This window comes from Pseudomonas sp. P1.8 (genome assembly GCF_001269805.1).
Taxonomy (GTDB): Bacteria; Pseudomonadota; Gammaproteobacteria; order Pseudomonadales; family Pseudomonadaceae; genus Aquipseudomonas.
In genome coordinates, this window is record NZ_LHVM01000016.1 from 291,232 (window position 1) to 317,824 (window position 26,593).

Below are 26,593 nucleotides of genomic sequence, written 5' to 3' on the forward strand. Positions count from 1 at the left end.
CCCCCGCTAGCACCCACATAGCCACCACCGTTGCAAGGTACCGTCGATGAAAGCTCAAGCCCGCCACATTCTGGTGAAAACCTCGGAAGAAGCCGAGCAACTCAAACAACGCATCGCCAAGGGTGAAGCGTTCGATGTGCTGGCCAAGAAGTATTCAACCTGCCCGTCCGGCAAACGCGGTGGTGATCTGGGTGAAGTACGACCGGGGCAGATGGTCGGTGCGATCGATGCGGTGATTTTCAAGAAACCGCTGCGCACCGTGCATGGACCGATCAAGAGCAAGTTTGGTTATCACCTGGTGCAGGTGTTTTACCGGGATTGATGTATCCCCCCTCCTACAGGGATTTGTGAATTGCACCGCTTACCGTGGAATCAATGTCCCCGGCACCTGAAGCACCCGGCTCGCCAGCCGATGCCCGGCGTCGGCGGCTTCAACTGGACTCCCGTCCTTGAGCCGCGAGGCCAGATACGCCGCACTGAACGAATCCCCCGCCGCCGTGGTGTCCACCACCCGTTCGACCTTCTGCGCCGGCTCCTCGAATGACTCGCCGGCACACCGAATCAGACAGGCATCGGCGCCACGCTTGAGCACCACTTCCGGCGTGCCGATCTGCTCATACGCGGCGAACACTGCATCGTCATCGGCAAACTGAAACAACGCCTGCTCGTCATCCACCGTCAGCAACGCCAGATCGATGTACGGCAACACACCACGATACGCCGCCCGCGCTTCTTCGACCGAAGCCCACAGTCGTGGCCGGTAGTTATTGTCGAACACAATGCGCGCCCCCCTCTGTCGCGCTTCGATCAGGGTTTCCAACAACTTCTGGCGCCCCTGCCCTCCCAGCACTGCCAGGGTGATACCGCTGAAATACAGCACGTCGCAAGCCGGTCTGGAAACCGTACTACCAGAGCTACCTGGCCAGAGGCCTAAAAGGTACTCAAGCCTTGGTTATCCTGGCACGCAAGCTCGCCAGAGTGATGTTCGCGCTGATGAAAAACCAAAGTGAATACACGCCAAATTCTATGCTTGGGGGTTCCCCCCCAAACATAGAATCTCCCACATTGGAGTGCATTCCACCGTAGGAGCCGGCTTGCTGGCGATGGCCGCACCGCAGTTTCTGTCTTAGAAACAGGTTTCCATGGTCTCGATGACATTCAACTGCTCATCCACCAGGCAGCCAACACGCCACTTGTCGAACGTCAGGCAAGGATGCGAAGTACCGAACGAAATGATGTCACCCACGCGCAAATCAATACCCGGCGCCACAATCATGAACGCATGTTGATCCATCACCGCCGTCACCTTGCAGGCGCCGACATCGTCGCCCGTGGCCGGCACCACACCCGCCTTGTAACGCAGCAACGGCACCGGCAGCCCGGCGTCGTAGGCAACGTCGCGCTTGCCCAGGGCAATCACCGCAAAACCCGGTTCCGGCAACGACTGAACGTGCGCCCAGACTTCCAGCGCCGGGCGCAGACCTTCGTGCAAGTCGCTGCGACGGTCGAGCACGCAGCATTGCGCTTCCTTGTAGATGCCATGGTCGTGCGCCACGTAACTGCCGGGGCGCAGCACGCTGAGGAATCGCCCGGCAGCGTTCTGCGCTTCGAAGGACTCGGCAATCAAGTCATACCAGGCCGAGCCCGACGCGGTGATGATCGGCTTGGGAATCGCAAAAGCACCGCTGTCCTGCAACTGCACCGCAAGACGTACCAGCGACGCGGCGAAATCACGAATGCCGGTCACCGCGTGATCGCCATGGATCACGCCTTCGTAGCCTTCAATACCAGTCAACGCCAGCGCCGGTTGCGCCGCAATCGCCTTGGCCAGATCAAGCACTTGCTGTTCGCTGCGGCAACCGCAACGCCCACCGACCACGCCGTATTCGATCATCACGTTCAGACGCACGCCGCGCGAGGCGAAATACGCGCCGAGGTCGGCGACGTTGTCCGGGTGATCGACCATGCAATAGAAGTCGAAGCCCGGGTCGGCCAGCAAATCGGCAATCAGTGCCATATTCGGTGTGCCGACCAGTTGGTTGGCCATCAGCACCCGGCGCACGCCATGGGCGTAGGCCGCACGGGTTTGCGTGGCGCTCGCCAATGTGATGCCCCAGGCTCCGGCGTCCAGTTGCCGATGAAACAGCGCCGGAGTCATGCTGGTTTTACCGTGGGGCGCCAGTTGCGCACCGCTGTTGCTCACGAAGTCCTGCATCCAGCGGATGTTGTGTTCCAGCGCCTCGCGGTGCAGCACCAGGGCCGGCAGGCTGACGTCACGGACCAGATGGGCGCCGGTCTGGGCAAAGCCTTTTTCCACACCAGCAGTGTTTGGGGCAGTAGACATGCTCGAACTCCTCACAATCGCGGCAGCAGGCAGCCGCTGTTATTCGTTGATCCGACGGGCCAGGCCGTTTGCGCTGTCGATCAGCACCCGGCGATAGTCGTTGTAGTTTTTCTTCGCATCGGCCCGTGGGGCGACGATGCACAGGGTCGCGACAGCGACGCCGCCGGGGTCTTTGACCGGGGCGGCGAAGCAATGGGTAAAGGTGTCGGCAACGCTATCAAAGGAGAAAAAGCCGTCGATAGCGGCCTGACGGATTTCCTTGAGAAACTGCTCCAGCGGCAAGCGCTCGCCGCCTGGCAGGATGAAGTCGTCGTGATCGATCAGGTCGGTGATTTCCTGATCACTCATGTGCGCCAGCAGCAAACGCCCGGATGCCGTCCAGGGAATGGGGGCGTTCTCACCGATGTCCGAGGAAATGCGGAAATGCCGCTCACCTTCTTTCATCAACGCCACGGTGTATTTGCGCCCGTTGAGCAGGCACATCTGCGCGGTTTCATGGGTCTGTCGCACGATCTCTAGCAGGGCGTGGTCGGCTTCACGGGTCAAGTCGAAATGACGCAGGTGTGCCTGGCCGAGGAAGTACAACTGGCGGCCAAGATAGACATGGCCGTCCTTGCCCACCGGTTCGAGAATCCGTCGCTCCAGCAATGAAGCCACCAGCTCATAGACTGTGGATTTGGGGCTGCCGATGCCATTGGCGATGTCGTTCGGGCGCAGGGGCTGGCCGATTTCCTTGAGAAAATCGAGGATATCGAACGCCCGGTCCAGACCGCGTGCCCGGCGCTTGATGGTGTCTTCGGTCATTGCAGTGGTTCCCATAAAAGTGCCGGGCGAGGTCGCCATCGCCCGCAGGTCAGCTCCCATTCCCCCTGTGGGAGCTAGCCTGCTAGCGATGAAGCCACCTCGGTTCAAGCCTTTTTCTTGTACGCAACGCAGTCAATCTCGACCTTGCAGTCGACCATCATGTTCGCCTGCACACACGCGCGAGCCGGCGCGTGCTCTGGCTTGAAGTACTCGGAAAACACCTTGTTGAAACTCCAGAAATCCCGTGGATCTTCCAGCCAAACGCCGGTGCGCACCACGTCTTCCAGGCCATAACCGGCTTCTTCCAGGATCGCGATCAGGTTCTTCATGGTCTGGTGCGTCTGCTCGACGATGCCACCGACAATAATCTCGCCATCCAGCGCCGGCACTTGTCCAGACACGTGCAACCAGCCATCGGCTTCAACGGCACGGGCGAAGGGACGCGGCTGGCCGCCGCCGGCGGTGCTGCCAGTGCCGTAACGAGTGATGCTCATGAGTGCTTCTCCTGCTCGATGGTGGAGGTTCAAGCGCTTGCTTTCGGAAACACAAGGGAGGCGTGCGCCAGGACATATACGGTTCCGCTATAGCGGAACGTTTGTCGCTATAGCGGAGACTGCCGCAAAGTGTGCCACAAGATGCGCAAGGAATGTGAAGAGATCCTGCCAGGTCTGTTCATGCTCCAACCTCAATGCTTGAAGGATGCCATCACCCGTTCGGCGTTTTCTTCGCAGGCCATGCCTTCGGGGCGGGACTGGATGGTATCGATCCAGCCCAGCAGTTGAGCCTTGCTATGGGCGAGGTGGCGTTGCATTTCCTCGATCTGCCCGATCTTGCGGTTAAGTCCTGCCAGGAGTTCGTCATGCTTGAACGCCCCCGTCAGCGTGTCCGGCAACAGTTGCTTGAGTTCTTCGAGACTGAAACCGGCCTGCTGCGCGCACTGAATGATTTGCAGGGTTTGCAGCGCCTGTTCCGAGTAACGCCGATAGCCGTTTGAAGCGCGCTCGACTTGACGGATCAACCCCTGAGCCTCGTAAAAGCGGATGCGTGAAGCGCTCAGGCCGCTCAACTGTGCCAACTCGCCAATCTTCATAACGACCTCATTTACCTGCTTGACATTAAAGTTAACTTTAAGCTTAGGCTCTGCTCATCACTTCGAGGAGTCAAGCATGTCGCCCTTTCAGACATTGAAATTGCCTAACGGCCAGACCATCGGCAATCGCATCGCCAAAGCCGCGATGGAGGAAAATCTCGCCGACATCGACCAGGCGCCTGATCGCGCATTGTTTAGCCTGTATCAAGCCTGGGCAGGGGGCGAAGCGGGGTTACTGTTGACCGGCAACGTGATGATCGACCGCCGCGCCATGACCGGCCCCGGTGGCGTGGTGCTGGAAGATGAACGTCACCTGCAACGTTTCCGTCAGTGGGCCGACATTGGCCGGGCTGGTGGTGCGCAGTTCTGGATGCAGCTCAATCATCCCGGCCGCCAGACCATGGCCAACCTTGGCCAGCAAGCCTTGGCCCCCTCGGCGGTGGCGCTGGATCTGGGTTCTTTTTCGAAGATGTTTGCCGAACCCAAGCCCATGAGCGTGGGCGATATCGAAGACGTGATCCGACGTTTCGCCAGCAGCGCTGCGCTGGCAGAAAAAGCCGGATTCACCGGCGTGCAGATTCACGCTGCCCACGGCTACCTGATCAGCCAGTTTCTCTCCCCATTGACTAATCGCCGCACGGATCGTTGGGGCGGCACGCTGGAGAATCGTGCGCGCCTGCTGTTGGACGTGGTCCGCGCCGTGCGCAAGACCGTGTCGGCGCAATTCTGTGTCGCGGTTAAGCTCAACTCGGCGGATTTCCAGCGCGGCGGGTTCGACGCCGACGACGCCCGGCAAGTGATCGAATGGCTCAACGATCAACACATCGACCTGCTGGAACTGTCCGGTGGCAGCTACGAAGCACCAGCCATGCAGGGCGAAGCACGGGATGGCCGGACCTTGGCGCGTGAAGCGTACTTTCTGGAAATGGCCGGCGATCTGGCGAGTGCGGCAAACATGCCGGTGATGGTGACGGGCGGGATTCGACGTTTGCCGATTGTCGAACAGGTGCTCGACAGCGGCATCGCCATGGCCGGGATCGGCACGGCACTGGCCGTTGAACCGCTGCTGGTCAAACGCTGGCGCGAAGGACAGGACTGCCACCCGCAATTGCCGCCGATCCGCTGGAAACGCAAACCGCTGGCAGCGCTGGCGAGCATGGCCGTGGTGAAGTTCCAACTGCAGCGCTTGAGCCGAGGCCGCACGACCCAACCGCAGGTTTCAGCGATTTGGGCGTTGATTCTGGATCGTTTGTATATCGCCAGGCGCACGAAGCAGTATCGGCAGGCGATGGGCAAATGATTCAACATTGATAGTGACTGACATGCCGCCATCGCTGGCAAGCCAGCTCCTACAGGGGACTCCACCGTTCCTGTAGGAGCGAGCTTGCTCGCGATGAGGCCAGTGCAGGCAACCTCCAACTCAGCCCTGAAGCAACTCGTCGATATGCCGGTATTCAGCCTGCAACTGCGCTGCCAACACCTTGCTGCGTCCCAGCCGAATCGGCCCACGCTCGATATCAATCAACAATCCCGGACACGCCAGCTCCGACAGAATCGGCCAGTCCTTCAATCGCCCATCCGTCACCAACAACAATCGTTGCTGTTCCGACGGAAAGCGCTTTTGCCGCGCCGCCAGCCAGTGCCTCGCCTCACCCAACGCGGCCAATAACGGCGTCCCGCCACCCGCGCCCAACCCATCAAGCCAACCGCGCAAACCCTTCGACGCCTTCAAACCCTGCACCTGCCATTTCGGTGCGACACCGCTGGCGGTCAGCAGTGCCAAACGCGCACGCTGGCGATAGGCGTCATCGAACAATTGCGCGAGCACGCCTTTGGCGTCACTCAATGCCTGATGGCGACGGGTCGAGGCCGACGCGTCGACAATCACCAGCCACAGCTCATGGGGTGAACGGGTGCGCAGGTGAAACAACAGATCGTCGCGCTGACGGGGCCGACCGTTAAGCAAAGTGCCAGGCCAATTGACCGGACCACTTCGGGCGGCGTGACGCTTGCCTTGTTTACCGTGATCCAGCCGTCCGGCGCGGGGTCTGGCATTCGCCCCCACATCAGAACGAGGGCGAATGCCTAGGGCTTTTTTGGCCAGCTGGGCACTTCTCGTCGGGCGCCGACCGGCAATGCCTGCGCGGGCATTTCACCCCACTGGCCCTGGCCGTCGTTCGCGTTGGTGTGCTGGGCGGCGGACGGCTGCGGGGCATGGGAGTTTTGCGGCGTCGGCGATGAATGCTCGCGACGACGATGACGCAAGGCGAATTCGGCGACCGCGTCGATATCTTCGTCAGCGATCGCATCGGCGGCGCGCCACGCGGCATGGGCACGCGCAGCGCGCAACCAGACCAGATCGGCGCGCAAGCCATCGACACCCGCGGCAAAACAGCGCTCGGTGATCTGTGCCAGCGCTGCATCGTCGAGGGGAATGCTCGCTAAAGCGCAACGCGCCTTGTGGCAACGCTCACGCAAAGTCGCTTGCTGGTTTTCCCACCTGGCACAGAAGCCTTCAGGATCGCTGTCGAAATCCAGGCGTCGACGGATGATCTGCCCGCGTTCAGTCGGCGCGGTGTGACCGGCAAGTGCAACGTTCAATCCAAAACGGTCAAGCAATTGCGGCCGCAGTTCGCCCTCTTCCGGGTTCATGGTGCCGATCAGCACAAACTTCGCCGAGTGCCGATGGGAGATACCGTCGCGTTCGACCAGGTTGGTGCCGCTGGCGGCCACATCGAGTAGCAGATCCACGAGATGATCGGGCAACAGATTGACCTCGTCGACGTAGAGCACGCCGCCGTCTGCCCTGGCCAGAACGCCGGGTGAAAACTGCGCGCGCCCTTCGCTCAGTGCGGCGTCGAGGTCAAGGGTGCCCACCAGCCGTTCTTCAGTAGCGCCCAGGGGCAAGGTGACAAACTGACCACTGGCCAGCAGGTCCGCCAAGCCACGGGCCAGGGTCGACTTGGCCATCCCGCGGGGGCCTTCGATCAGCACGCCGCCGATTTTCGGGTCGATGGCGGTCAAGCACAACGCGAGCTTCAAATCGTCGGCGCCGACCACGGCACAGAGGGGGAAATGCGGGGTCTCGGTCATCGTAAATACTCAGTCATGGTCGGGGTGTCATAGACGCCTTGAACCCTGTAGGAGCGAGCTTGCTCGCGATAGCGGTTTGTCAGGCAACATTTTTGTCAACTGAACGAATGTCATCGCGGGCAAGCCCGCTCCCACAGGGTCTACGGCGTATCAACCATCTTCTTCTATGTCCAGCAACAGGTTTTCCAGTGCCTCACGGTACTCGCCGGGCTCCTTCCACATCCCGCGTTGCTGCGCTTCGAGCATCCGCTCGGTCATGTCGCGCAAGGCATGAGGGTTGTGTTCGCGAACAAAATCACGGGTTGCCGGATCAAGCAGATACGCATCGGCCAGCAACGCGTACTGGTGATCGTCGATCAACTGCGTGGTCGCGTCGAAAGCGAACAGGTTATCGACCGTCGCCGCCATCTCAAACGCACCTTTGTAGCCGTGACGCTTGACGCCATCGAGCCACTTCGGATTCGCCGCCCGGGAACGGATCACCCGGTTCAGCTCTTCCTTCAAGGTGCGGATTTTCGGCAGGTCCGGTTGACTGTTATCGCCATGATAGCTGGCCGCTGCTGCGCCGCTGAGGCTTTCGACCGCCGCGAGCATGCCGCCCTGGAACTGGTAGTAATCGTTGGAGTCGAGCAAATCGTGTTCGCGGTTATCCTGGTTCTGCAGCACCGCTTGAACCTGCCCGAGCCGTTGGGCGAACTGATCGCGGGCGGCGGTGCCATCGTCGGAACCGCCGTAAGCGTAGCCGCCCCAGTTCAAATAAACCTCGGCCAGATCCTCGCGGCTTTGCCACAGACGTCCGTCAATCGCACCCTGCACGCCTGCGCCGTAGGCCCCCGGCTTGGCACCGAAAATACGCCAGCCGGCCTGACGCCGCGCCGCGTCTTCGTCCAGCCCCGCGTGCAACAGCGATGCTCGTTCGGCGCGCACTTTGGCTGCCAACGGGTTGAGATCGTCCGGCTCGTCCAGTTCCGCGACCGCTTGAACGGCCGCGTCGAACAGGCGGATCAGGTTGGCAAACGCATCGCGAAAGAAACCTGAAACCCGCAGCGTCACGTCCACCCGAGGACGGTCCAGCAGGCTCAGCGGCAGAATCTCGAAGTCGTCGACCCGTTGACTGCCGGTAGCCCATACCGGGCGCACGCCCATCAGCGCCATGGCCTGGGCGATGTCGTCGCCACCGGTACGCATGGTCGCCGTGCCCCAGACCGACAAACCAAGCTGACGCAAATGATCGCCGTGATCTTGCAGGTGACGTTCAAGAATCAGGTTGGCCGACTGGAAACCGATGCGCCACGCCGTGGTGGTCGGCAGGTTGCGCACGTCCACCGAATAGAAATTGCGCCCGGTGGGCAGCACGTCCAGGCGTCCGCGACTCGGTGCACCGCTGGGGCCGGCCGGAACGAAGCGCCCACTCAGGGCGTCGAGCAGGCCACGCATCTCTGCGGGACCGCAGGCATCCAGACGTGGGGCGATGACGCCACGCAAACCGTCGAGAATGGCTCGCACCTCGCTCCACTCCGTTTCCTGTAGGAGCGAGCTTGCTCGCGATGGAGTATCAGACGCATGGGTGTCGACTGACACACCATCACGAGCAGGCTCGCTCTCACAGGGATTATTCAACGCGTCCGAAATCAACTGCGTGGCGAACAACTCAAGCCGTTCGCGGGTATCGCCCGCCGTGCGCCAGGTTTCTTCACAAACCGTTTGCAATTCAATCGGACGCGGCCCGGTCCACGGCTCGGCCAAGGCGCAATCGAGCGGATCGAAACCCAATGCGAAAGCCTTCGCCAGCGCTCGCAGCAGACTCGACTGCGCGCCACGACCATCGCCCCGCGGGATGCGCAGCAGCGCCAGCAGTGTGTCGATGCGCAATCGGCCCGTCGGGGACTCGCCAAACACGTGCAGGCCATCGCGAATCTGCGACTCCTTCAAGTCACATAGATACGTGTCCAGGCGCGGCAGCCAGATGGCCGCATCGGCATCGCTGTCGAGTTTTTCGTCCAACTGCAATTCGCGGTCGATGTGGGTGTCACGCACCAGTTGCAAAATGTCCCGTTGCAACTCTCGGGCACGGCGAGGATCGAGCAATTGCGCTTCGTAATACTCGTCGGCCAGCAACTCAAGGTTGCGCAGCGGGCCGTAGGTTTCGGCGCGGGTCAGCGGCGGCATCAGGTGATCAATGATCACCGCCTGGGTGCGACGCTTGGCCTGGGCACCCTCGCCCGGATCGTTGACAATAAATGGATAGATGTTCGGCAACGGCCCAAGCAACGCATCCGGCCAGCAGTTTTCCGACAACCCTACGCCTTTGCCCGGCAGCCATTCCAGGTTGCCGTGCTTGCCGACATGGATCACGCCGTGGGCACCGTAGGTGTTGCGCAACCAGAAGTAGAACGCCAGGTAAGCGTGGGGCGGCACCAGATCCGGGTCGTGGTACACGGCGCTCGGATCCACTTGATAGCCCCGCGCCGGTTGAATGCCGACGAAGGTCAGGCCGAAACGCAGACCGGCGATCATCATCCGGCCATTACGGCACATCGGGTCGGTCTCGGGCGCGCCCCAACGCTCCAGCACGGCCTGACGATTGACCTGCGGCAGCGCGTTGAACATCCTCCAGTAATCATCCATGGCCAGGCTTTGCTGGCAAGGGCGCTGGTCAAGGGTGTCCAGATCGTTGCTGACGCCGCCGAGCAATTGCTGGATCAGCGCAGTGCCGCTGTCCGGCAATTCAGCCGGCAACGGATAACCTTGCGCATGCAGCGCCCGCAGGATATTCAGCGCGGCGGCCGGGGTATCGAGACCGACGCCATTACCGATGCGACCGTCGCGGGTCGGATAATTGGCCAGAATCAGCGCGACGCGTTTTTCACTGTTCGGCACCCGCGCCAGATCGATCCAGCGCCGCGCCAACTGCGCCACGAAATCCATGCGCTCGGGTGCGGGCCGATAGCAGACCACATCCGACTGGCTGCGCTCGCTGCGCCACGCCAGGTCCTTGAAGCTGATCGGGCGGCTGATGATCCGCCCGTCCAGTTCCGGCAAGGCGATGTGCATCGCCAGATCACGCGGACCGAGGCCTTGTTCGCTGGCACGCCAGCCTGGCTCGTTGTCCTGGGCGCAAATCGCCTGGATCACCGGGATATTGCGACGAAACGGACGCAAGTGCGGCGCTTCCGGGCTGGACTGGGCGAATCCGGTGGTGTTCAAAATCACCCCGGCCTCGACCTCATCCAGCCAGTCCTCGACCACCGAGAGGCAGCCGGGTTCTTTCAGACTGGCCAGCGCAATCGGCAACGGGTTCAACCCCGCCGCTTGCAGGCGCTGACAGAAAACATCAATGAAACCGGTATTCGCCGCCTGCAAATGCGAGCGATAGAACAGCACTCCCGCCACCGGTTGATCAGCCTGCCAGTCGGCTTGCCAATCGCTCAATGTGGCCGGGCTTTTTTTCGGGTGATAAATCGCTGTACGCGGCAGGATTTGCGGTTCGGACCATGCGTAGTCGCGCCCCAGCCACCGTCCGGCCAGACAACGGAACAGATCCAGCGCATTGGCCATGCCGCCCTGGCGCAGGAAATGCCAGAGGCGGTCGCGGTCTTCAGGGGACACGGTGCTCAGATCACTGAGTTCCGGATCCGGACGATCATCTCCCGGCACCAGAATCAATTGCACGCCGCGCTGCGACAGTTCGACCAACCGCTCAACGCCGTAACGCCAATAGGCGATACCGCCGTGCAATGAAATCAGGATCACTTTGGCGTGACGCAGCACTTCGTCGACGTACAGATCCACCGAGGCGTGATTCTGCACCTGCATCGGGTTGGCGAGACGCACGCTGGGATAATCGTCGGGCAACTGCTGCGCCGCTTCGGCGAGCAGTGCCAGGCTGGAGTCGCCGCTGCACAGGATCACCAGTTCGGCGGGGGTTTGTCCGAGGTCGGCAATGTTGTCTTGCGACACAAAACCGCCGGGCTGGGTCCTGAGCAGGTGCATGGCTACACGCTGAGCGCGGCGCGCAATTGCGCTTCGAGCGTGGCGGCATCCAGTGCCTGGCCGATCAGCACCAGGCGCGTGCTGCGCGCCTCGTCGGTCCCCCACTGGCGATCGAAGTGTTTATCGAAACGCGTGCCCACGCCCTGGATCAGCAGGCGCATCGGTTTGTTCGGGATCGCGGCGAAACCTTTGACCCGCAGGATGCCATGCTGGACCACCAACTGGGTCAGTGCATCCATCAGCAGGCTTTCGTCTGCTTGCGGCAGTTCGATGGAGATCGAATCGAAGGCGTCGTGATCGTGGTCGTCATGATCATCGCCGTCATGATGGTGATCGTGGTGGCTGTGACGGCTGTCGATGTGCTCTTCGGAGCCGGCGCCGAGGCCGATCAACACGTCCAGTGGCAAGCGACCGCTGCTGGCTTCGATGATCTTCACCGCAGGCGGCAGCTCTTCGGCGACTTCTGCGCGTACCCGGGCCAGATCTTGCGGGTTGATCAGGTCGGCTTTGTTGAGGATCACCAGATCGGCGCTGGCCAATTGGTCGGCAAACAGTTCGTGCAGCGGCGATTCGTGGTCCAGGTTCGGGTCGAGTTTGCGCTGCGCGTCGACCTGATCCGGAAAAGCGGCGAAAGTACCGGCCGCGACGGCCGGGCTATCGACCACGGTGATCACCGCGTCGACGGTGCAGGCGCTGCGGATTTCCGGCCACTGGAACGCTTGCACCAACGGTTTTGGCAGCGCCAGTCCCGACGTTTCAATGAGGATGTGGTCGAGATCACCACGACGGGCGACCAGTTCGCGCATCACCGGGAAGAACTCTTCCTGGACGGTGCAGCACAAGCAGCCGTTGGCCAGTTCGTAGACACGGCCGTTGGCTTCTTCTTCGGTGCAACCGATGGAGCACTGCTTGAGGATTTCGCCGTCGATGCCCAGCTCACCGAACTCGTTGACGATCACCGCAATGCGGCGACCCTGGGCGTTGTCGAGCATGTGCCGCAGCAAGGTGGTCTTGCCCGAGCCGAGGAAGCCGGTGACGATCGTGACGGGGAGTTTGGCCAGTGTTTTCATCGGATACCCTTTGGCTTTGGAGGCGGGCATACGGGACGAGAGCCGGCCACGTGCACACGCGCCGGAAGCGTTCGCCACCGGATCACCCCGCCCGGTTGTAGTGAGAATCTGTATCGAGGCAGGTCTCCTGGCTGACGGCGTGCCGGCCTTGGGCCTGGCATTCACTGCGCCTTCCCGCGGGCTCAAGGGTTGAGCGTGCAGTGGCGTGGCAGCGAACATCACCGTTCACAGTTGCGGGGGCAGCCGCGGCATCGACCGCGTTCCCTTCTTAGCTTCGACAAACGCCGAAGAACCTCGAATGCGCAAGGCTACGCATCGTATTGGGGCGGGTCAATCACTGAGAGCGCCTCCTTCCTACAAAGTGCAAATCAACAGAAGACGCCAAGTGAGAACCACTGCCAATTGACGCGAACGCCTCGCCCATGCTCTCCTACACGCTTTGTTACGGGTGCCCTTCACAGGGTGAAACGGGAAACCGGTGAATCATGTGCTTTACTCCAAAGCCATGTCAGTCCGGTGCTGCCCCCGCAACGGTAAGCGAGTGAAGCGTCAAAACCACTGTGCCACTGCGGCATGGGAAGGTGATGCTTTCAGGTTCAGGCAAATGCCTGGCGCCCCTCGTGAGCCCGGAGACCGGCCCGCAACACAAAGTGACCTGTACGTTCACTGAACAACAAACCCGCGGTGGGCGGGCGCTGTTTGCACCCCCTTGCGCGCCCGTTCGTGCCGGGTTTTGCATGCGCCCTTATTCCCCGCTGACAGACCAGAGGGAAACGCCATGTCGATCACCAGCAGCGCCGAACACACCAGCGCCAGCACCACTTCTACCTTGACCCAACGTATGACCGCCGCCATTTTCGCGTCGATCCTGGGTGCCTGCCTTGTGTATTTCGCCGGTTTCTCGCACATCGAAGCGGTACACAATGCCGCGCACGATACCCGTCACAGCGCCGCGTTCCCGTGCCATTGAGACCTGATGACATGATCAAGCGTATCGCGCAAACCGCTGGTTTCACTGGACTGTTGGCCGCCCTGTTGCTCACCCTGCTGCAAAGCTTCTGGGTTTCGCCGCTGATTCTGCAGGCCGAAACCTACGAAAGATCCGGACCGGCTGCCGTTGAGGTCCACGAACACGCTCACACCGAAGGTGCAGTCGCCGCCCACACTCATGACGCCGAAGCCTGGGAGCCAGAAGACGGCTGGCAGCGTGTACTGTCGACCACCGGCGGTAATCTGGTGGTCGCTGTCGGTTTTGCCCTGATGCTGGCGGGCCTGTACACCCTGCGCGCACCGACCAAAACTTCCCAGGGCCTGCTCTGGGGTTTGGCCGGTTACGCAACCTTCGTGCTTGCGCCAACACTTGGCCTGCCACCAGAACTGCCGGGCACCGCTGCGGCCGATCTGGCACAACGGCAAATGTGGTGGATCGGCACCGCCTCTTCTACCGCCGTCGGCATCGCCTTGATCGCCTTCAGCCGCCACTGGTTGATGAAAGTCCTGGGGATGGCGATCCTCGCTGTTCCGCATGTGATTGGCGCACCACAACCGGAGGTGCATTCGATGCTCGCTCCCGAAGCACTGGAGGCCCAATTCAAAATCGCTTCGCAGTTGACCAACGTGGCGTTCTGGCTGGCCCTTGGCCTGATCAGCGCCTGGTTGTTCCGCCGCAAAAGCGACGGCCAATACCACGCATGACTGAAAACAGCGCAGCGCCGACGCTGGTCGTCGGTCTGGGCTGCCAGCGCGGCTGCCCCGTCAGTACGTTGTTGGCGCTGCTCGATCAGGCGTTGGCAGCGCACCAGATCGCACGGCATGAAATCAAAGCGCTGGCCAGCATCGATTTGAAGCGCGATGAACCCGCTCTGATCGAGTTGGCAAATCAACTGGCACTGCCGTTGCAGTACTTCAGTTGCGAAGAACTTGCAGCTTATGAGCACCAGCTAAGTCATCAATCGCAAATCGCCTTCGAGCGCACCGGTTGTTATGGCGTAGCGGAAAGCGCTGCGCTGGCTCTGGCTGAACAACTGGCTCAAGGCCCGGCAAAATTGCTGATTCCACGTCAAAAATATGCCCAGGCAACCCTGGCATTGGCCGGCGCGGCCTGAAACCCCGATAATCCCCGCTCTCGATCATGAACATTCTTCATCTGAAGCCCTGTTCAGCCCCTTTATCCCACAGGAACCGACGATGACCGTCTACTTTATTGGCGCAGGTCCCGGCGACCCGGAACTGATCACCGTCAAAGGCCAGCGACTGATTCGCAGCTGCCCGGTGATCATCTACGCCGGCTCACTGGTTCCCGCTGCGGTTCTGGAAGGTCATTGTGCCGAACAGGTGGTCAACAGCGCCGAACTGCACCTTGAACAGATCATCGACCTGATCAAGGCCGCCCACGCCAAAGGTCAGGATGTGGCGCGAGTGCATTCCGGCGATCCGAGCCTGTATGGCGCCATTGGCGAGCAGATTCGTTATTTGCGTGAGCTGGGCATCCCGTTCGAAATCGTCCCTGGCGTCACCGCCACCGCCGCGTGTGCAGCGCTGCTGGGTGCCGAGCTCACGCTGCCGGACATTTCGCAAAGCGTGATCCTGACCCGCTACGCCGACAAGACCGCCATGCCACCGGGCGAGGAATTCTCAAGTCTGGCGCAGCACGGCGCGACCATGGCGATCCATCTGGGGGTTAATCATCTGGTGAAGATTGTTGCCCAGTTGGTGCCGCATTACGGCGTCGATTGCCCGATTGCAGTGGTGCACCGCGCGAGTTGGCCGGATCAGGATTGGGTGGTGGGAACGCTGGCAGATATTGTCGGCAAGGTTGAAGCGAAGGGGTTTCGTCGTACGGCGTTGATTCTGGTAGGACGGGTGTTGGGCAGTGATCACTTCAGCGAGTCATCGCTGTATCGTGCCGGGCATGCGCATCTTTATCGCCCTTGAGTCAAAAAATCGCAGCCTTCGGCAGCTCCTACAGGAGAACGCATTCTCTCGTAGGAGCTGCCGAAGGCTGCGATCTTTTATGCATCACCCATAAAAAAACGGCGCTCACGGGGCGCCGTTTTTTATGCCGCAGCGAACACCTTAGTAGTAGGCGTTTTCTTTCTGCGTGTGGTCGGTCACGTCCCGAACACCCTTGAGCTCCGGAATGCGCTCAAGCAATGTACGCTCGATGCCTTCCTTGAGCGTCACGTCGGCTTGACCGCAACCCTGGCAACCACCGCCAAACTGCAGAACAGCGATGCCGTCCTCGACCACGTCGATCAGGCTCACCTGTCCGCCGTGGCTGGCCAGCCCCGGGTTGATTTCGGTTTGCAGGTAATAGTTGATGCGCTCATTGACCGGGCTGTCAGCGTTGACCATCGGGACTTTGGCGTTTGGCGCCTTGATGGTCAGCTGGCCGCCCATGCGGTCGGTGGCGTAGTCGACGACCGCGTCATCCAGGAATGCTTCGCTGAACGAATCGATGTACGCAGTGAAGCTTTTGAGCCCCAGTGCGGTGTCCTCGGGTTTTTCTTCGCCCGGCTTGCAGTAGGCAATGCAGGTTTCGGCGTACTGGGTGCCAGGCTGGGTGATGAAGACGCGGATACCGATACCCGGGGTGTTCTGCTTGGAGAGCAGATCAGCCAGGTAATCGTGGGCGGCGTCGGTAATGGTAATAGCGGTCATGGAAACTCCTCGCAGGCTTGGTCGCAGTTTACGCCAATCAACGCGCCGGACAAAGTCCTAGTATTTTTGTCAGGAAAAGATCTTTTCATACCCTGTAGGAGCTGGCTTGCCGGCGAAGGCGTCAGGTCAGTTGACATTTATATTGAATGTCTTGCCCTCATCGCTGGCAAGCCAGCTCCTACGGGGATTGTGGTGGATCAAAGGTTCTCGTAACGATTCATGTCCAGCACGCCCTCTTCCACCGGATCTGTCTCGTGGATATAGCGGCTCAGGTCATGAAAATACTGCCAGAACTGCGGATGACTGCGGCGAATACCCCAACGTTCGACGATTTTCTCGAAACTGTCGGCGTCCCTGGCGCTTTCCATCGCGCCCACAAACTCAGGCACTTGTCCGGCCGGGATGTTGAACATGAAGTTCGGATAACTGCTTAACACACCCGGGAAAATGGTCAGGGTATCGAGCCCCGGCTGAAAGCGCATCGATTCGCCGAGCATGAACGCCACATTGCTGTGCGCGCGGTTGCGCAGCAGGCTGTAGGCCACACGCTTGCCGCTCGCGGCTTCCACTCGCAGCATGGTGGCTTCGGGCAACTGATCAATGACCTTCAATCCGGCCGCCGGGCGCGAGGCCAGGTGGCTGAGAGCCTGTTCGGCGCTCTGCAGGTCAGGATCGATGTTCGGCCGGGAGCAATAGGCCCCCTCGCAGCGGTTGATGGGATCGGGCTGCGCATTGAGGTCGCCATAACGGGCCAGCAATTGTTTGGCAAAATCGCGCTTGGGGTCTGCCTCGTCGAGTTTCAGTGCAGTCGGCTTATCGTTGTCGATGGACTCGTAATCCAGCCACATTTTGAATTTGCCACTGTTTTGATACCAGTCATCAAGGTAACCATCGCGAGAATCGGCGGGCATCAAACGCAAGAAGTTCTGCTCGGCACCGTTACGGATCAGGTCGAAGTACAGGCGGGTCTGGGCCTGATGGGAAACGTTGCCGAACACATCGAAGTTGACCGCCAACTGGTAATAAGTGCGCTCCAGCAACGGATAGTCGAACAGCCATATCGTTTGCGGCACGTCGCCGATCAGGCCCTTGGTCACCGAGGCGCTGTCGAAGTGACGGAAGATGCTCAGCAACGAATTGTCGTTACCGGCCCAGAGTGTCGACCAGCTCGGCGCCGGTTCATCGGCGTAACTGTCGCGGCGCAAGGCCTCGTATTCGTTGCGTTTGTCACGGTAGTCGTGCCATAGACTCAAGACGCTGCCGACGTCATCGTTCTGCCCCGGCATCGCCAGCAACGGCGTGGCCTGGCCGCGGTAATTCGGGTCGGTGACATAAAGATCGTGGTCCGGCGCCTGGAACAACGCCCAGAAGTTGTCGCGAATTACATCTGTGGCGATCTGGCCGCGGCACACCGGCCCGCGAATAAAGGTGCGAACGAAGTATTCGGCGTTATCGAGCATGAACTGATAACGCGCCTGGGCCGGGATCGCCTCAAAGGTGGCGAAGGGGTTGGCCCGGCTCTGCGGCCCATAACCCGGCAGCGCGTCGACCTGCCAGCTGCCGTTGTAGAACAGGCTTTTGACCCGGGCCATTTTCGCCGGGCTCAGCGGATAGGCAATGTGGGTCTTGTGCACGATCACGCCCTGCACCGGCCACAAACGGTAATAAAAGACGGTACCCGGGTCATCGTTCGGGCGACGGCTGTTGATCAGGTCGATCGGCTGGCCGGTCGGTGTACGCGAACGCACCCACTGAAAGAAATGCCCGGCCTCGCCATCCTTGAAGTAGAGATGCGCAAGGAACCAGTGCTCATATAGCCAACGCCCCACCAGGCTCTGCCTGGCGCCGGGCGAATTGAGCAGGTTTTCCCACTGCACCACCTGCAGGGCCTCTTTGGCGTCAGGGACCAGGCCCTGCTCATCGATGGGTGCGCCGGAGGTCAGCCAGCGTTGCAACGTCTGGTATTGCTGATTGGTCAGGCCGGTCACTGCCAGCGGCATGCCTTCTTTGGGATGGGTTGAGGCATAAGCGTCAAACTCCGCCGGCATGGCGCACATGTTTTCGCGGTTCAGGCCCAGGACAATGTCTTGCGGCAGTTTGGCGTTAGGTTGCAAAGGTGTGTTGTGGCCCAGTTCAAGCATGCGTGCCATCAGTGCGGCCTGACTCGCCTGTGCATCAAGCACCGAATAGAAGCCCTTTTGCTGCCAGGCGGTTTTCCCGGAGGCATCCATAAACAGGCGCGTCGGTGCAACTGCTTTGCTGCGATCGCCATCGTAGACCGGAATTTTCGTCGCGCCTCGCGCCGCGCCTTCACCACTGCCGAGGTTGAGCTGACAGGCTGCATCGTTGCAGGCGTGGCAGGCCACGCACTTTTCAGTGAAGATCGGCTGGATGTCACGGCTGTAGGAAATCGCTGGCAAAATCGCTGGATCTTGCGCCGCAGCGCCCCAGCTTAAAAACAACAGCACAGCGCTGATGATGAAGCGATACGACATGTCCCTGGTCCCGATCCTTTAAAAAACGCCGCGATTCTACAGCTCAGACGCACCAGCCAACATGAGCGATATTCATGCTAAACCCGGTCATGCTCTAAAAGCGCACAAGTTTGTTATGATCCCGGCCCTTCGTCATGGTCTTTCCGAGTAGTCCCAATGTCCGATCGCAGTGTTCGCCTTCAAGCCCTCAAGCACGCCCTCAAAGAGCGCATCCTGATTCTCGATGGCGGCATGGGCACGATGATCCAGAGCTACAAGCTCGAAGAACAGGATTACCGTGGCAAACGCTTCGCCGACTGGCCAAGCGATGTCAAAGGCAACAACGACCTGTTGGTGCTGACGCGCCCGGACGTGATTGGCGGGATCGAGAAAGCCTACCTCGATGCCGGCGCGGACATTCTGGAAACCAACACCTTCAACGCCACCCAGATTTCCCTGGCCGACTACGGCATGCAGGGCCTGGCGTATGAGTTAAACGTTGAAGGCGCTCGCCTGGCCCGCAAGGTGGCCGACGCCAAGACCCTCGAAACCCCGGACAAGCCGCGCTTCGTCGCCGGCGTACTCGGCCCGACCAGCCGTACCTGCTCGCTGTCCCCGGACGTGAACAACCCCGGCTACCGCAACGTGACCTTCGATGAACTGGTGGAAAACTACACCGAGTCCACCAAGGGCCTGATCGAAGGCGGCGCCGACCTGATCCTGATCGAAACCATTTTCGACACCCTGAATGCCAAGGCGGCGATCTTCGCCGTGCAAGGTGTGTTCGAAGAATTGGGCATTGAATTGCCGATCATGATTTCCGGCACCATCACCGACGCCTCCGGTCGCACCCTGTCCGGGCAGACCACCGAAGCGTTCTGGAACTCCGTGGCCCACGCCAGGCCGATCTCGGTCGGCCTGAACTGCGCCCTCGGCGCCAGCGAATTGCGCCCGTACCTGGAGGAGTTGTCGAACAAGGCCAACACCCACGTTTCCGCGCACCCCAACGCCGGTCTGCCGAACGAATTCGGTGAGTACGACGAGCTGCCGTCGCAAACCGCCAAGGTCATCGAAGAATTCGCCCAAAGCGGTTTCCTGAACATCGTTGGCGGCTGCTGCGGCACGACGCCGGGCCACATCGAAGCCATCGCCAAAGCCGTGGCCGGTTACGCGCCGCGCCAGATCCCGGACATCCCGAAGGCTTGCCGCCTCTCGGGCCTGGAGCCGTTCACCATCGATCGCAACTCGCTGTTCGTCAACGTCGGCGAGCGCACCAACATCACCGGTTCCGCCAAGTTCGCCCGCCTGATCCGTGAAGACAATTACACCGAAGCCCTGGAAGTCGCCCTGCAGCAGGTCGAAGCCGGCGCTCAGGTGATCGACATCAACATGGACGAGGGGATGCTCGATTCGAAGAAGGCCATGGTGACCTTCCTCAATCTGATCGCCGGCGAACCGGACATCTCCCGCGTACCGATCATGATCGACTCCTCCAAGTGGGAAGTGATCGAAGCCGGCCTCAAATGCATCCAGGGCAAGGGCATCGTCAACTCGATCAGCATGAAAGAAGGCGTCGAGCAGTTCATTCATCACGCCAAACTGTGCAAGCGCTACGGCGCCGCCGTGGTGGTGATGGCCTTCGACGAAGCCGGCCAGGCCGATACCGAAGCGCGCAAGAAGGAAATCTGCAAACGCTCCTACGACATTCTGGTCAACGAAGTGGACTTCCCGCCGGAAGACATCATCTTCGACCCGAACATCTTCGCCGTGGCCACCGGTATCGAAGAACACAACAACTACGCCGTCGACTTCATCAATGCCTGCGCCTACATTCGTGATGAACTGCCGTACGCGCTGACCTCCGGCGGCGTGTCCAACGTGTCGTTCTCGTTCCGTGGCAACAACCCGGTGCGTGAAGCGATCCACTCGGTGTTCCTCCTGTACGCGATCCGTTCCGGCCTGACCATGGGCATCGTCAACGCCGGTCAACTGGAGATCTACGACCAGATCCCGGCGGAACTGCGCGACGCCGTGGAAGACGTGGTCCTCAACCGCACCCCGGATGGCACCGACGCCCTCCTCGCCATCGCCGACAAGTACAAGGGCGATGGCAGCGTCAAGGAAGCCGAGACCGAAGAATGGCGCGGCTGGGACGTCAACAAGCGTCTGGAACACGCACTGGTCAAGGGCATCACTACCCATATTGTCGAAGACACCGAAGAATCCCGTCAGTCCTTCGCCCGTCCGATCGAAGTGATCGAAGGCCCGCTGATGTCCGGCATGAACATTGTTGGCGACCTCTTCGGCGCTGGCAAAATGTTCCTGCCCCAGGTAGTGAAATCCGCCCGCGTAATGAAACAGGCCGTCGCGCACCTGATCCCGTTCATCGAGCTGGAAAAAGGCGACAAGCCGGAAGCCAAGGGCAAGATCCTCATGGCCACGGTAAAAGGCGACGTGCACGACATCGGCAAGAACATTGTCGGTGTGGTGCTCGGTTGCAACGGCTACGACATCGTCGACCTCGGCGTGATGGTCCCGGCAGAAAAAATCCTGCAAGTGGCCAAGGAGCAGAAGTGCGACATCATCGGCCTGTCTGGCCTGATCACTCCGTCGCTGGATGAGATGGTCCACGTCGCCCGCGAGATGCAGCGCCAGGATTTCCACCTGCCGCTGATGATCGGTGGCGCCACCACCTCCAAGGCGCACACAGCGGTGAAGATCGAACCCAAGTACAGCAACGATGCCGTGATCTACGTCACCGACGCCTCTCGCGCCGTGGGCGTGGCGACCCAATTGCTGTCCAAGGAACTCAAGGCCGGTTTCGTCGAGAAAACCCGCCAGGACTATATCGAAGTCCGTGAGCGCACCGCCAACCGCAGCGCCCGCACCGAACGCCTGAGCTACGGCGCGGCCATCGCCAAGAAGCCACAGTTCGACTGGGCGAACTACACACCGGTCAAGCCGACCTTCACCGGATCGCGGGTGCTCGACAACATCGACCTCAACGTTCTGGCCGAGTACATCGACTGGACACCCTTCTTCATCTCTTGGGACCTGGCCGGTAAATTCCCGCGCATCCTCGAGGACGAAGTGGTCGGCGAAGCCGCTACCTCGCTCTACAAAGACGCCCGGGAAATGCTCACCAAACTGATCGACGAGAAGCTGATCAGCGCCCGTGCGGTGTTCGGCTTCTGGCCAGCCAATCAGGTACACGACGACGACATCGAACTGTACGGCGACGACGGCAAGCCAATGGCCAAGCTGCATCACTTGCGCCAGCAGATCATCAAGACCGACGGCAAGCCAAACTTCTCCCTGGCCGACTTCGTTGCGCCGAAGGACAGCGAAGTGACCGACTACGTCGGTGGTTTCATCACCACCGCCGGTATTGGTGCCGAAGAAGTGGCCAAGGCTTATCAGGATGCTGGCGACGACTACAACTCGATCATGGTCAAGGCCCTGGCCGACCGCCTGGCCGAGGCATGCGCCGAGTGGCTGCACCAGCAAGTGCGTAAAGAGCATTGGGGTTACGCGAAAGACGAGACCCTGGATAACGAGGCGTTGATCAAGGAACAGTACACCGGTATCCGCCCTGCTCCAGGCTACCCGGCGTGCCCGGATCATACCGAGAAAGCCCAACTGTTCGCCCTGCTCGATCCGCAAGCCCAGGAAATGCGCGCCGGTCGCAGCGGTGTGTTCCTGACCGAACACTACGCCATGTTCCCGGCAGCAGCGGTCAGCGGCTGGTACTTCGCTCACCCGCAAGCGCAATACTTCGCTGTGGGTAAAATCGACAAGGACCAGGTGCAGAGCTACACCTCGCGTAAAGGTCAGGAACTGAGCGTGACCGAGCGCTGGCTGGCACCGAATCTGGGTTACGACAACTAAGCACTTTGCTGGCCACAGTCATGTGGCCAACCAAGCCCCCCAGTGGGAGCGAGTCTGCACGCGATAGCGGACTGACAGTCATCATTGATTTCGACTGTAATGGCCTCATCGAGCAGGTTCGCTCCCACATTTACTTTGTCGATTCGGCGAATTGTCTATGCTTGCCTCACACACATCTGTGGTGAGGGATTTATGGACGATCCAGCCGACAACAAACCGCCGACCTTCTGGCAGATGCTGCACAGCGTCATGGCGGCGGCTTTCGGGGTGCAAAGCGGCAAGAACCGCGCCCGTGACTTCACTCACGGCAAACCCAGTCATTTTGTGGTGTTGGGGATAGTGTTCACGGCGGTGTTCGCGTTGACGCTGTTCGGCATCGTGAAGCTGGTGCTGCACCTGGCCGGCGTCTGACCCGGCTTAGTGCATCAAGGTCTGCAGGGTGAAGGGGTAGCGCCAGGACGTCGGTCGCCCCTTGGCGGACAGCTTATGAAAACTTACACCGAAGTCCTGCTTGGCGCCCAGTCCCAGCAACCGTCTGGCCTGAGTCTTATCAATGACCTCGAGCAAGGGTATCTGCCGGTCGCGGCCACCGAACTGGCTGGTGTCGATTCCTTCGTCGTAATCGTGCAATTGCACCATCGCCCAGCCACCCAGGCTGAAATGACCGCCCAGCAGCACGCTCAGGCGATTGTCCAGCAGAGCCTGCAACGCGGCCGGTGAATTGTTGATGGTGCCAAACAACGCGCCCTGGCCAGGCACGCCTCCCGTTTCGGCGTACGCCTGCATGACGCCAAATGCCATCTCGTCATTGGCAGTCCAGACGAGTGAGGCTCGGGGGTAACGCTTGAACAACAACCTGGCCTGCTCATAAGCACGCTGCCGTGTCCAGCCGCCATACACCAGCTGACGCAGCCGAACTTCAGGATGCTCGGCCAATGCCCGACGCAGACCCTTTTCACGCAACTGCGCCGACGGGGTGACCTTCAACCCGGAAAACGCCAGCAGCTCGATCGTATCCCCAGATGTAACAGGAGGATGTCGACGAATCAGCTCTTTGAGCATCAGATAGCCACCTTCCTCGTCATTGGGCACCAGGCTACCGACCCAACCGGGATACCTGTCCGGCCGCGCACCGAGTAGCTTCACCTGATCCGCTGACAGCGCGTTATTGACCAAAAACAGCTTTACACCGCTGCCTTGCGCCAGACGCAGGATTTCGGGCGCCACGGATTGCTCGTTGACGAACACCAGATAGTCGGGACGATTGTGTCCCTGCAGGGCTTCACGGGCCTGTTTGATGATGTTTTCAGGGACCCGGTCGGCATACTGGATGCGCAGGTCCATCCCCAGATTCGTGGCTGCGGCCTGCATGAACTGCGAATAACTGACCCAGAAAGCTTCTTTGGTGGTTCCCGGATTCAGGAACAACACCGACGCCGCTTGGGCACAATTTCCCGCGGCCAAGCCCAGCGTCAGCAGTACGCCCCTCAGAAACTTCAACATGTGTCGACCGAGCCCCGGAAATTCGCCGCGCATTATAGCCAGCGAATCTCCGCTACAACGGCGACTTTTCCGGTTTTTGCCTGACAATCGTCAGAACATAGGCCCGATGTAGTCGCTTACTGGTGACTGACCCAGAAAACCGCCGTCCCCACGACCAGAATGATCAAAAACAAAATCGCCCAGGCATCGACCGAGCTATCGCTTTTTTGTGCTTTGGTTGGGTTGCTCATTGCATCGCCTCTTGTCGGTTTTATCGGTGATTGCATAAAGACTCGATCACAGTAAAGACGACGATTGCCCGCACCACAAACAGGGTCTTTGCGACAACGATTCTCATTAGGCGATTTGGTTCTTTACATATGCTCAAACATCACTTTTACGCATAACTGCAAACTGGTATCTTGCCCCGGCTCCGTAGGGAGAGCGCGGCCGTGCGCGCAGAATTGCAGAGGTTTTATCGGACTCCGGCAAGCACAAAAACGCAGCTGTATCCGAGCGACCCAAGCCTGAGAACAGGACTTATATGTACGTATACGACGAATACGATCAGCGGATCATCGAGGACCGCGTCAAGCAGTTCCGTGATCAGACCCGACGCTATCTGGCAGGGGAGCTGAGCGAAGAAGAGTTCCGCCCGCTGCGCCTGCAAAATGGCCTTTATATCCAGCGTTTCGCCCCGATGTTGCGGGTCGCCGTGCCTTATGGCCAACTGACTTCGCGCCAGATGCGAATGATGGCCAAAATCGCCCGCGACTACGACAAGGGCTACGCCCACATCAGTACCCGGCAGAACGTGCAGTTCAACTGGCCGGCCGTGGAAGACATTCCGGACATCCTCGCTGAGCTGGCCACCGTGCAGATGCACGCGATCCAGACCAGCGGCAACTGCCTGCGCAACGTCACTACCGACCAGTTTGCCGGCGTTGCCGCCGATGAACTGATCGATCCGCGCCCATGGTGCGAGATCGTCCGCCAGTGGACAACGTTCCACCCGGAATTCGCCTACCTGCCGCGTAAGTTCAAGATTGCCGTCAACGGGTCGACTTCCGACCGTGCCGCCATCGAAGTCCACGACATCGGCCTTGAGCCGGTGCACAACGCCGCTGGCGAACTGGGCTTCCGTGTATTGGTGGGTGGCGGCCTGGGCCGTACGCCGGTGGTGGGCGCATTCATCAATGAATTCCTGCCGTGGCAAGACCTGTTGAGCTACCTCGACGCCATCCTGCGGGTCTACAACCGCTACGGCCGTCGTGACAACAAGTACAAGGCGCGGATCAAGATCCTGGTGAAAGCGCTGACGCCTGAAGTCTTCGCGCAGAAAGTCGATGCGGAAATGGAACACCTTCGCGGTGGCCAGACCACACTGACCGAAGCCGAAGTTCATCGTGTCGCCAAGCACTTCGTCGACCCTGAGTACAAGTCCCTGGACAACCAGGCCGGTGCATTGGCCGATCTGGACAAAGAACACCCGGGCTTCGCTCGCTGGCGTGTTCGCAATACCCTGGCCCACAAGAAGCCGGGTTATGTCGCCGTGACCCTGTCCCTGAAGCCGACCGGCGTTGCGCCGGGCGACATCACTGACAAGCAACTAGACGCCGTTGCCGATCTGGCCGACCGCTACAGCTATGGCCAATTGCGCACGTCCCACGAGCAGAACATCATTCTGGCCGACGTCGAGCAGGACAAGCTGTTCACCCTGTGGGGCGAGTTGCGCGAGCAAGGTTTCGCTACGCCGAACATCGGCCTGCTGACCGACATCATCTGCTGCCCCGGTGGTGACTTCTGCTCCCTGGCTAACGCCAAGTCGATCCCGATCGCCGAATCCATCCAGCGTCGTTTCGATGACCTGGACTACCTGTTCGACATCGGCGAACTGGACCTGAACATCTCCGGTTGCATGAACGCCTGCGGTCACCACCACGTCGGCCACATCGGCATCCTCGGGGTGGACAAAAAAGGCGAAGAGTTCTACCAGGTGTCTCTCGGCGGCAGCGCCAGCCGTGACGCCAGCCTGGGCAAGATCCTCGGGCCGTCCTTTGCCCAGGAAGCCATGCCTGACGTGATCGAAAAGCTGATCGACGTGTACATCGAACAACGTACCGAAGACGAGCGTTTCATCGACACCTACCAGCGTATTGGCATCGACCTCTTCAAGGAACGCGTCTATGCAGCGAATCATTAAGAACAACGAAGTCGTCGACGAAACCTGGCACTTGCTGCCGAAGGACTTCAACATCGACGAGATCACCAACTGCGACGACTACATTGTCCCGTTGCAGCTGTGGCGCGAACACAGCCGCATGCTCCTGGCCCGCGACGGCGGCCTGGGCATCTGGCTGGATGCCGATGAGGAAGCCGAGGAAATCAGTGAAGACGTGGCGCAGTTCCAAGTCATCGCCCTGAACTTCCCGGCCTTCACCGATGGCCGCAACTACTCCAACGCACGCCTGCTGCGCGACCGTTACGGTTTCAAAGGCGAACTGCGGGCCATTGGCGATGTGCTGCGTGATCAACTGTTCTACCTGCATCGCTGCGGTTTCGATGCCTTTGCAATTCGCCCCGATAAAGACCCGTATGAAGCCCTTGAGGGACTCAAGGACTTCTCGGTAACCTATCAGGCCGCCACTGACGAACCGCTGCCGCTGTTTCGTCGCCGGTGATCATGAAGCCTCGA

21 protein-coding genes, 2 pseudogenes and 2 riboswitches are annotated in these 26,593 nt (G+C 60.3%); of the genes and pseudogenes, 11 read left to right on the forward strand and 12 right to left on the reverse strand.

The features are described 5' to 3' along the window. Window positions 1–46 precede the first annotated feature (46 nt). On the forward strand, window positions 47–322 hold the full coding sequence (locus AD668_RS17940; protein WP_053160882.1) for a peptidylprolyl isomerase: 276 nt from the start codon (window positions 47–49) through the stop codon (window positions 320–322). Between the two features lie 39 nt (window positions 323–361). On the opposite strand, the pseudogene AD668_RS17945 reads toward AD668_RS17940, so the two are convergent. Further along, window positions 362–892, reverse strand: a pseudogene (locus AD668_RS17945) (PfkB family carbohydrate kinase); the annotation flags it as partial. Between AD668_RS17945 and AD668_RS30040 the strand changes: the two are divergent. Beyond that, a pseudogene (locus tag AD668_RS30040) lies at window positions 877–1,086 on the forward strand (hypothetical protein); the annotation flags it as partial. The pseudogenes AD668_RS17945 and AD668_RS30040 sit on opposite strands and share 16 nt — an antisense overlap. A 40-nt stretch (window positions 1,087–1,126) precedes the next feature. Here AD668_RS30040 and AD668_RS17950 read toward each other — a convergent pair. The 4 genes from AD668_RS17950 to AD668_RS17965 form a co-directional block, all read right to left on the reverse strand. Then, complete coding sequence (locus tag AD668_RS17950; protein WP_053160883.1) at window positions 1,127–2,344, reverse strand: amino acid deaminase; 1,218 nt, start codon at window positions 2,342–2,344, stop codon at window positions 1,127–1,129. 39 nt (window positions 2,345–2,383) lie between these two features. Next, window positions 2,384–3,148, reverse strand: a complete 765-nt coding sequence (locus AD668_RS17955; RefSeq protein ID WP_053160884.1) for an IclR family transcriptional regulator — start codon at window positions 3,146–3,148, stop codon at window positions 2,384–2,386. A gap of 104 nt (window positions 3,149–3,252) precedes the next feature. Further along, the gene (locus tag AD668_RS17960; protein WP_053160885.1) at window positions 3,253–3,642 is read right to left on the reverse strand and encodes a RidA family protein; all 390 of its coding nucleotides are present in this window, start codon (window positions 3,640–3,642) and stop codon (window positions 3,253–3,255) included. 191 nt (window positions 3,643–3,833) lie between these two features. Further along, complete coding sequence (locus AD668_RS17965) at window positions 3,834–4,238, reverse strand: MerR family transcriptional regulator (RefSeq protein ID WP_053160886.1); 405 nt, start codon at window positions 4,236–4,238, stop codon at window positions 3,834–3,836. 76 nt (window positions 4,239–4,314) lie between these two features. Here AD668_RS17965 and AD668_RS17970 point away from each other — a divergent pair, with 76 nt between their 5' ends. Beyond that, window positions 4,315–5,538: an NADH:flavin oxidoreductase/NADH oxidase family protein gene (locus tag AD668_RS17970; protein WP_053160887.1), complete on the forward strand. Its 1,224-nt coding sequence runs from the start codon at window positions 4,315–4,317 to the stop codon at window positions 5,536–5,538. 120 nt (window positions 5,539–5,658) lie between these two features. On the opposite strand, the gene AD668_RS17975 is transcribed toward AD668_RS17970, so the two are convergent. From AD668_RS17975 to cobW, 4 genes are all read right to left on the reverse strand, one after another. Continuing rightward, window positions 5,659–6,204: a VWA domain-containing protein gene (locus tag AD668_RS17975; RefSeq protein ID WP_053160888.1), complete on the reverse strand. Its 546-nt coding sequence runs from the start codon at window positions 6,202–6,204 to the stop codon at window positions 5,659–5,661. A gap of 119 nt (window positions 6,205–6,323) precedes the next feature. Further along, a complete protein-coding gene (locus AD668_RS17980; RefSeq protein WP_053160889.1) occupies window positions 6,324–7,331 on the reverse strand; it encodes an ATP-binding protein in 1,008 nt (335 codons plus the stop codon). Between the two features lie 150 nt (window positions 7,332–7,481). Then, the gene (cobN, locus tag AD668_RS17985) at window positions 7,482–11,324 is read right to left on the reverse strand and encodes a cobaltochelatase subunit CobN (protein ID WP_053160890.1); all 3,843 of its coding nucleotides are present in this window, start codon (window positions 11,322–11,324) and stop codon (window positions 7,482–7,484) included. 2 nt (window positions 11,325–11,326) lie between these two features. Further along, a complete protein-coding gene (cobW, locus tag AD668_RS17990) occupies window positions 11,327–12,394 on the reverse strand; it encodes a cobalamin biosynthesis protein CobW (RefSeq protein WP_053160891.1) in 1,068 nt (355 codons plus the stop codon). A 99-nt stretch (window positions 12,395–12,493) separates the two neighbouring features. Next, window positions 12,494–12,706: riboswitch (cobalamin riboswitch) on the reverse strand. 117 nt (window positions 12,707–12,823) lie between these two features. Continuing rightward, a riboswitch (cobalamin riboswitch) is annotated at window positions 12,824–13,051 on the forward strand. A 121-nt stretch (window positions 13,052–13,172) separates the two neighbouring features. Between cobW and AD668_RS17995 the strand changes: the two genes are divergently transcribed. The 4 genes from AD668_RS17995 (at window position 13,173) to cobM (ending at window position 15,328) form a co-directional block, all read left to right on the forward strand. Further along, a complete protein-coding gene (locus AD668_RS17995; RefSeq protein WP_053160892.1) occupies window positions 13,173–13,364 on the forward strand; it encodes a CbtB-domain containing protein in 192 nt (63 codons plus the stop codon). A gap of 11 nt (window positions 13,365–13,375) precedes the next feature. Further along, window positions 13,376–14,089, forward strand: a complete 714-nt coding sequence (locus tag AD668_RS18000) for a CbtA family protein (RefSeq protein WP_053160893.1) — start codon at window positions 13,376–13,378, stop codon at window positions 14,087–14,089. Next, window positions 14,086–14,499, forward strand: coding sequence for a cobalamin biosynthesis protein (locus AD668_RS18005; protein ID WP_053160894.1), 414 nt, complete (start codon window positions 14,086–14,088; stop codon window positions 14,497–14,499). Before AD668_RS18000 ends, AD668_RS18005 begins: the two co-directional genes overlap by 4 nt. Window positions 14,500–14,581: 82 nt before the next feature. Then, window positions 14,582–15,328 (forward strand): precorrin-4 C(11)-methyltransferase, encoded by a 747-nt coding sequence (gene cobM / locus AD668_RS18010; protein ID WP_053160895.1) that lies wholly within the window; start codon window positions 14,582–14,584, stop codon window positions 15,326–15,328. A gap of 141 nt (window positions 15,329–15,469) precedes the next feature. Here the strand turns inward: cobM and nfuA are convergent, their stop codons facing one another. Further along, complete coding sequence (gene nfuA / locus AD668_RS18015; protein ID WP_003225494.1) at window positions 15,470–16,054, reverse strand: Fe-S biogenesis protein NfuA; 585 nt, start codon at window positions 16,052–16,054, stop codon at window positions 15,470–15,472. 197 nt (window positions 16,055–16,251) lie between these two features. Further along, complete coding sequence (locus AD668_RS18020) at window positions 16,252–18,549, reverse strand: fatty acid cis/trans isomerase (protein ID WP_053160896.1); 2,298 nt, start codon at window positions 18,547–18,549, stop codon at window positions 16,252–16,254. Window positions 18,550–18,705: 156 nt separating this feature from the next. Here AD668_RS18020 and metH point away from each other — a divergent pair, with 156 nt between their 5' ends. Both metH and AD668_RS18030 read left to right on the forward strand, forming a co-directional pair. Then, complete coding sequence (gene metH, locus AD668_RS18025) at window positions 18,706–22,416, forward strand: methionine synthase (protein ID WP_053160897.1); 3,711 nt, start codon at window positions 18,706–18,708, stop codon at window positions 22,414–22,416. A 192-nt stretch (window positions 22,417–22,608) separates the two neighbouring features. Beyond that, window positions 22,609–22,827: a DUF2970 domain-containing protein gene (locus tag AD668_RS18030; protein WP_053160898.1), complete on the forward strand. Its 219-nt coding sequence runs from the start codon at window positions 22,609–22,611 to the stop codon at window positions 22,825–22,827. Window positions 22,828–22,833: 6 nt separating this feature from the next. Here AD668_RS18030 and AD668_RS18035 read toward each other — a convergent pair whose 3' ends face one another. Continuing rightward, a complete protein-coding gene (locus AD668_RS18035; protein ID WP_053161354.1) occupies window positions 22,834–23,919 on the reverse strand; it encodes an ABC transporter substrate-binding protein in 1,086 nt (361 codons plus the stop codon). A 523-nt stretch (window positions 23,920–24,442) separates the two neighbouring features. Here AD668_RS18035 and AD668_RS18040 point away from each other — a divergent pair. Both AD668_RS18040 and AD668_RS18045 read left to right on the forward strand, forming a co-directional pair. Further along, complete coding sequence (locus AD668_RS18040; protein ID WP_053160899.1) at window positions 24,443–26,101, forward strand: nitrite/sulfite reductase; 1,659 nt, start codon at window positions 24,443–24,445, stop codon at window positions 26,099–26,101. Further along, window positions 26,085–26,579 (forward strand): DUF934 domain-containing protein, encoded by a 495-nt coding sequence (locus AD668_RS18045; RefSeq protein WP_053160900.1) that lies wholly within the window; start codon window positions 26,085–26,087, stop codon window positions 26,577–26,579. The genes AD668_RS18040 and AD668_RS18045 overlap by 17 nt, the downstream gene beginning before the upstream one ends. Window positions 26,580–26,593 lie beyond the last annotated feature (14 nt).

Coding starts and splice junctions, on each gene's coding strand:
- AD668_RS18030 (WP_053160898.1), top strand. CDS start 22,609: ATGGACGATCCAGCCGACAACAAACCGCCGACCTTCTGGCAGATGCTG.
- AD668_RS18035 (WP_053161354.1), bottom strand. CDS start 23,919: ATGTTGAAGTTTCTGAGGGGCGTACTGCTGACGCTGGGCTTGGCCGCG.
- cobN (WP_053160890.1), bottom strand. CDS start 11,324: ATGCACCTGCTCAGGACCCAGCCCGGCGGTTTTGTGTCGCAAGACAAC.
- AD668_RS18005 (WP_053160894.1), top strand. CDS start 14,086: ATGACTGAAAACAGCGCAGCGCCGACGCTGGTCGTCGGTCTGGGCTGC.
- cobW (WP_053160891.1), bottom strand. CDS start 12,394: ATGAAAACACTGGCCAAACTCCCCGTCACGATCGTCACCGGCTTCCTC.
- AD668_RS17950 (WP_053160883.1), bottom strand. CDS start 2,344: ATGTCTACTGCCCCAAACACTGCTGGTGTGGAAAAAGGCTTTGCCCAG.
- AD668_RS17965 (WP_053160886.1), bottom strand. CDS start 4,238: ATGAAGATTGGCGAGTTGGCACAGTTGAGCGGCCTGAGCGCTTCACGC.
- AD668_RS17980 (WP_053160889.1), bottom strand. CDS start 7,331: ATGACCGAGACCCCGCATTTCCCCCTCTGTGCCGTGGTCGGCGCCGAC.
- AD668_RS18045 (WP_053160900.1), top strand. CDS start 26,085: ATGCAGCGAATCATTAAGAACAACGAAGTCGTCGACGAAACCTGGCAC.
- cobM (WP_053160895.1), top strand. CDS start 14,582: ATGACCGTCTACTTTATTGGCGCAGGTCCCGGCGACCCGGAACTGATC.
- AD668_RS17955 (WP_053160884.1), bottom strand. CDS start 3,148: ATGACCGAAGACACCATCAAGCGCCGGGCACGCGGTCTGGACCGGGCG.
- AD668_RS17970 (WP_053160887.1), top strand. CDS start 4,315: ATGTCGCCCTTTCAGACATTGAAATTGCCTAACGGCCAGACCATCGGC.
- nfuA (WP_003225494.1), bottom strand. CDS start 16,054: ATGACCGCTATTACCATTACCGACGCCGCCCACGATTACCTGGCTGAT.
- AD668_RS18000 (WP_053160893.1), top strand. CDS start 13,376: ATGATCAAGCGTATCGCGCAAACCGCTGGTTTCACTGGACTGTTGGCC.
- AD668_RS17995 (WP_053160892.1), top strand. CDS start 13,173: ATGTCGATCACCAGCAGCGCCGAACACACCAGCGCCAGCACCACTTCT.
- metH (WP_053160897.1), top strand. CDS start 18,706: ATGTCCGATCGCAGTGTTCGCCTTCAAGCCCTCAAGCACGCCCTCAAA.
- AD668_RS18040 (WP_053160899.1), top strand. CDS start 24,443: ATGTACGTATACGACGAATACGATCAGCGGATCATCGAGGACCGCGTC.
- AD668_RS18020 (WP_053160896.1), bottom strand. CDS start 18,549: ATGTCGTATCGCTTCATCATCAGCGCTGTGCTGTTGTTTTTAAGCTGG.
- AD668_RS17960 (WP_053160885.1), bottom strand. CDS start 3,642: ATGAGCATCACTCGTTACGGCACTGGCAGCACCGCCGGCGGCGGCCAG.
- AD668_RS17940 (WP_053160882.1), top strand. CDS start 47: ATGAAAGCTCAAGCCCGCCACATTCTGGTGAAAACCTCGGAAGAAGCC.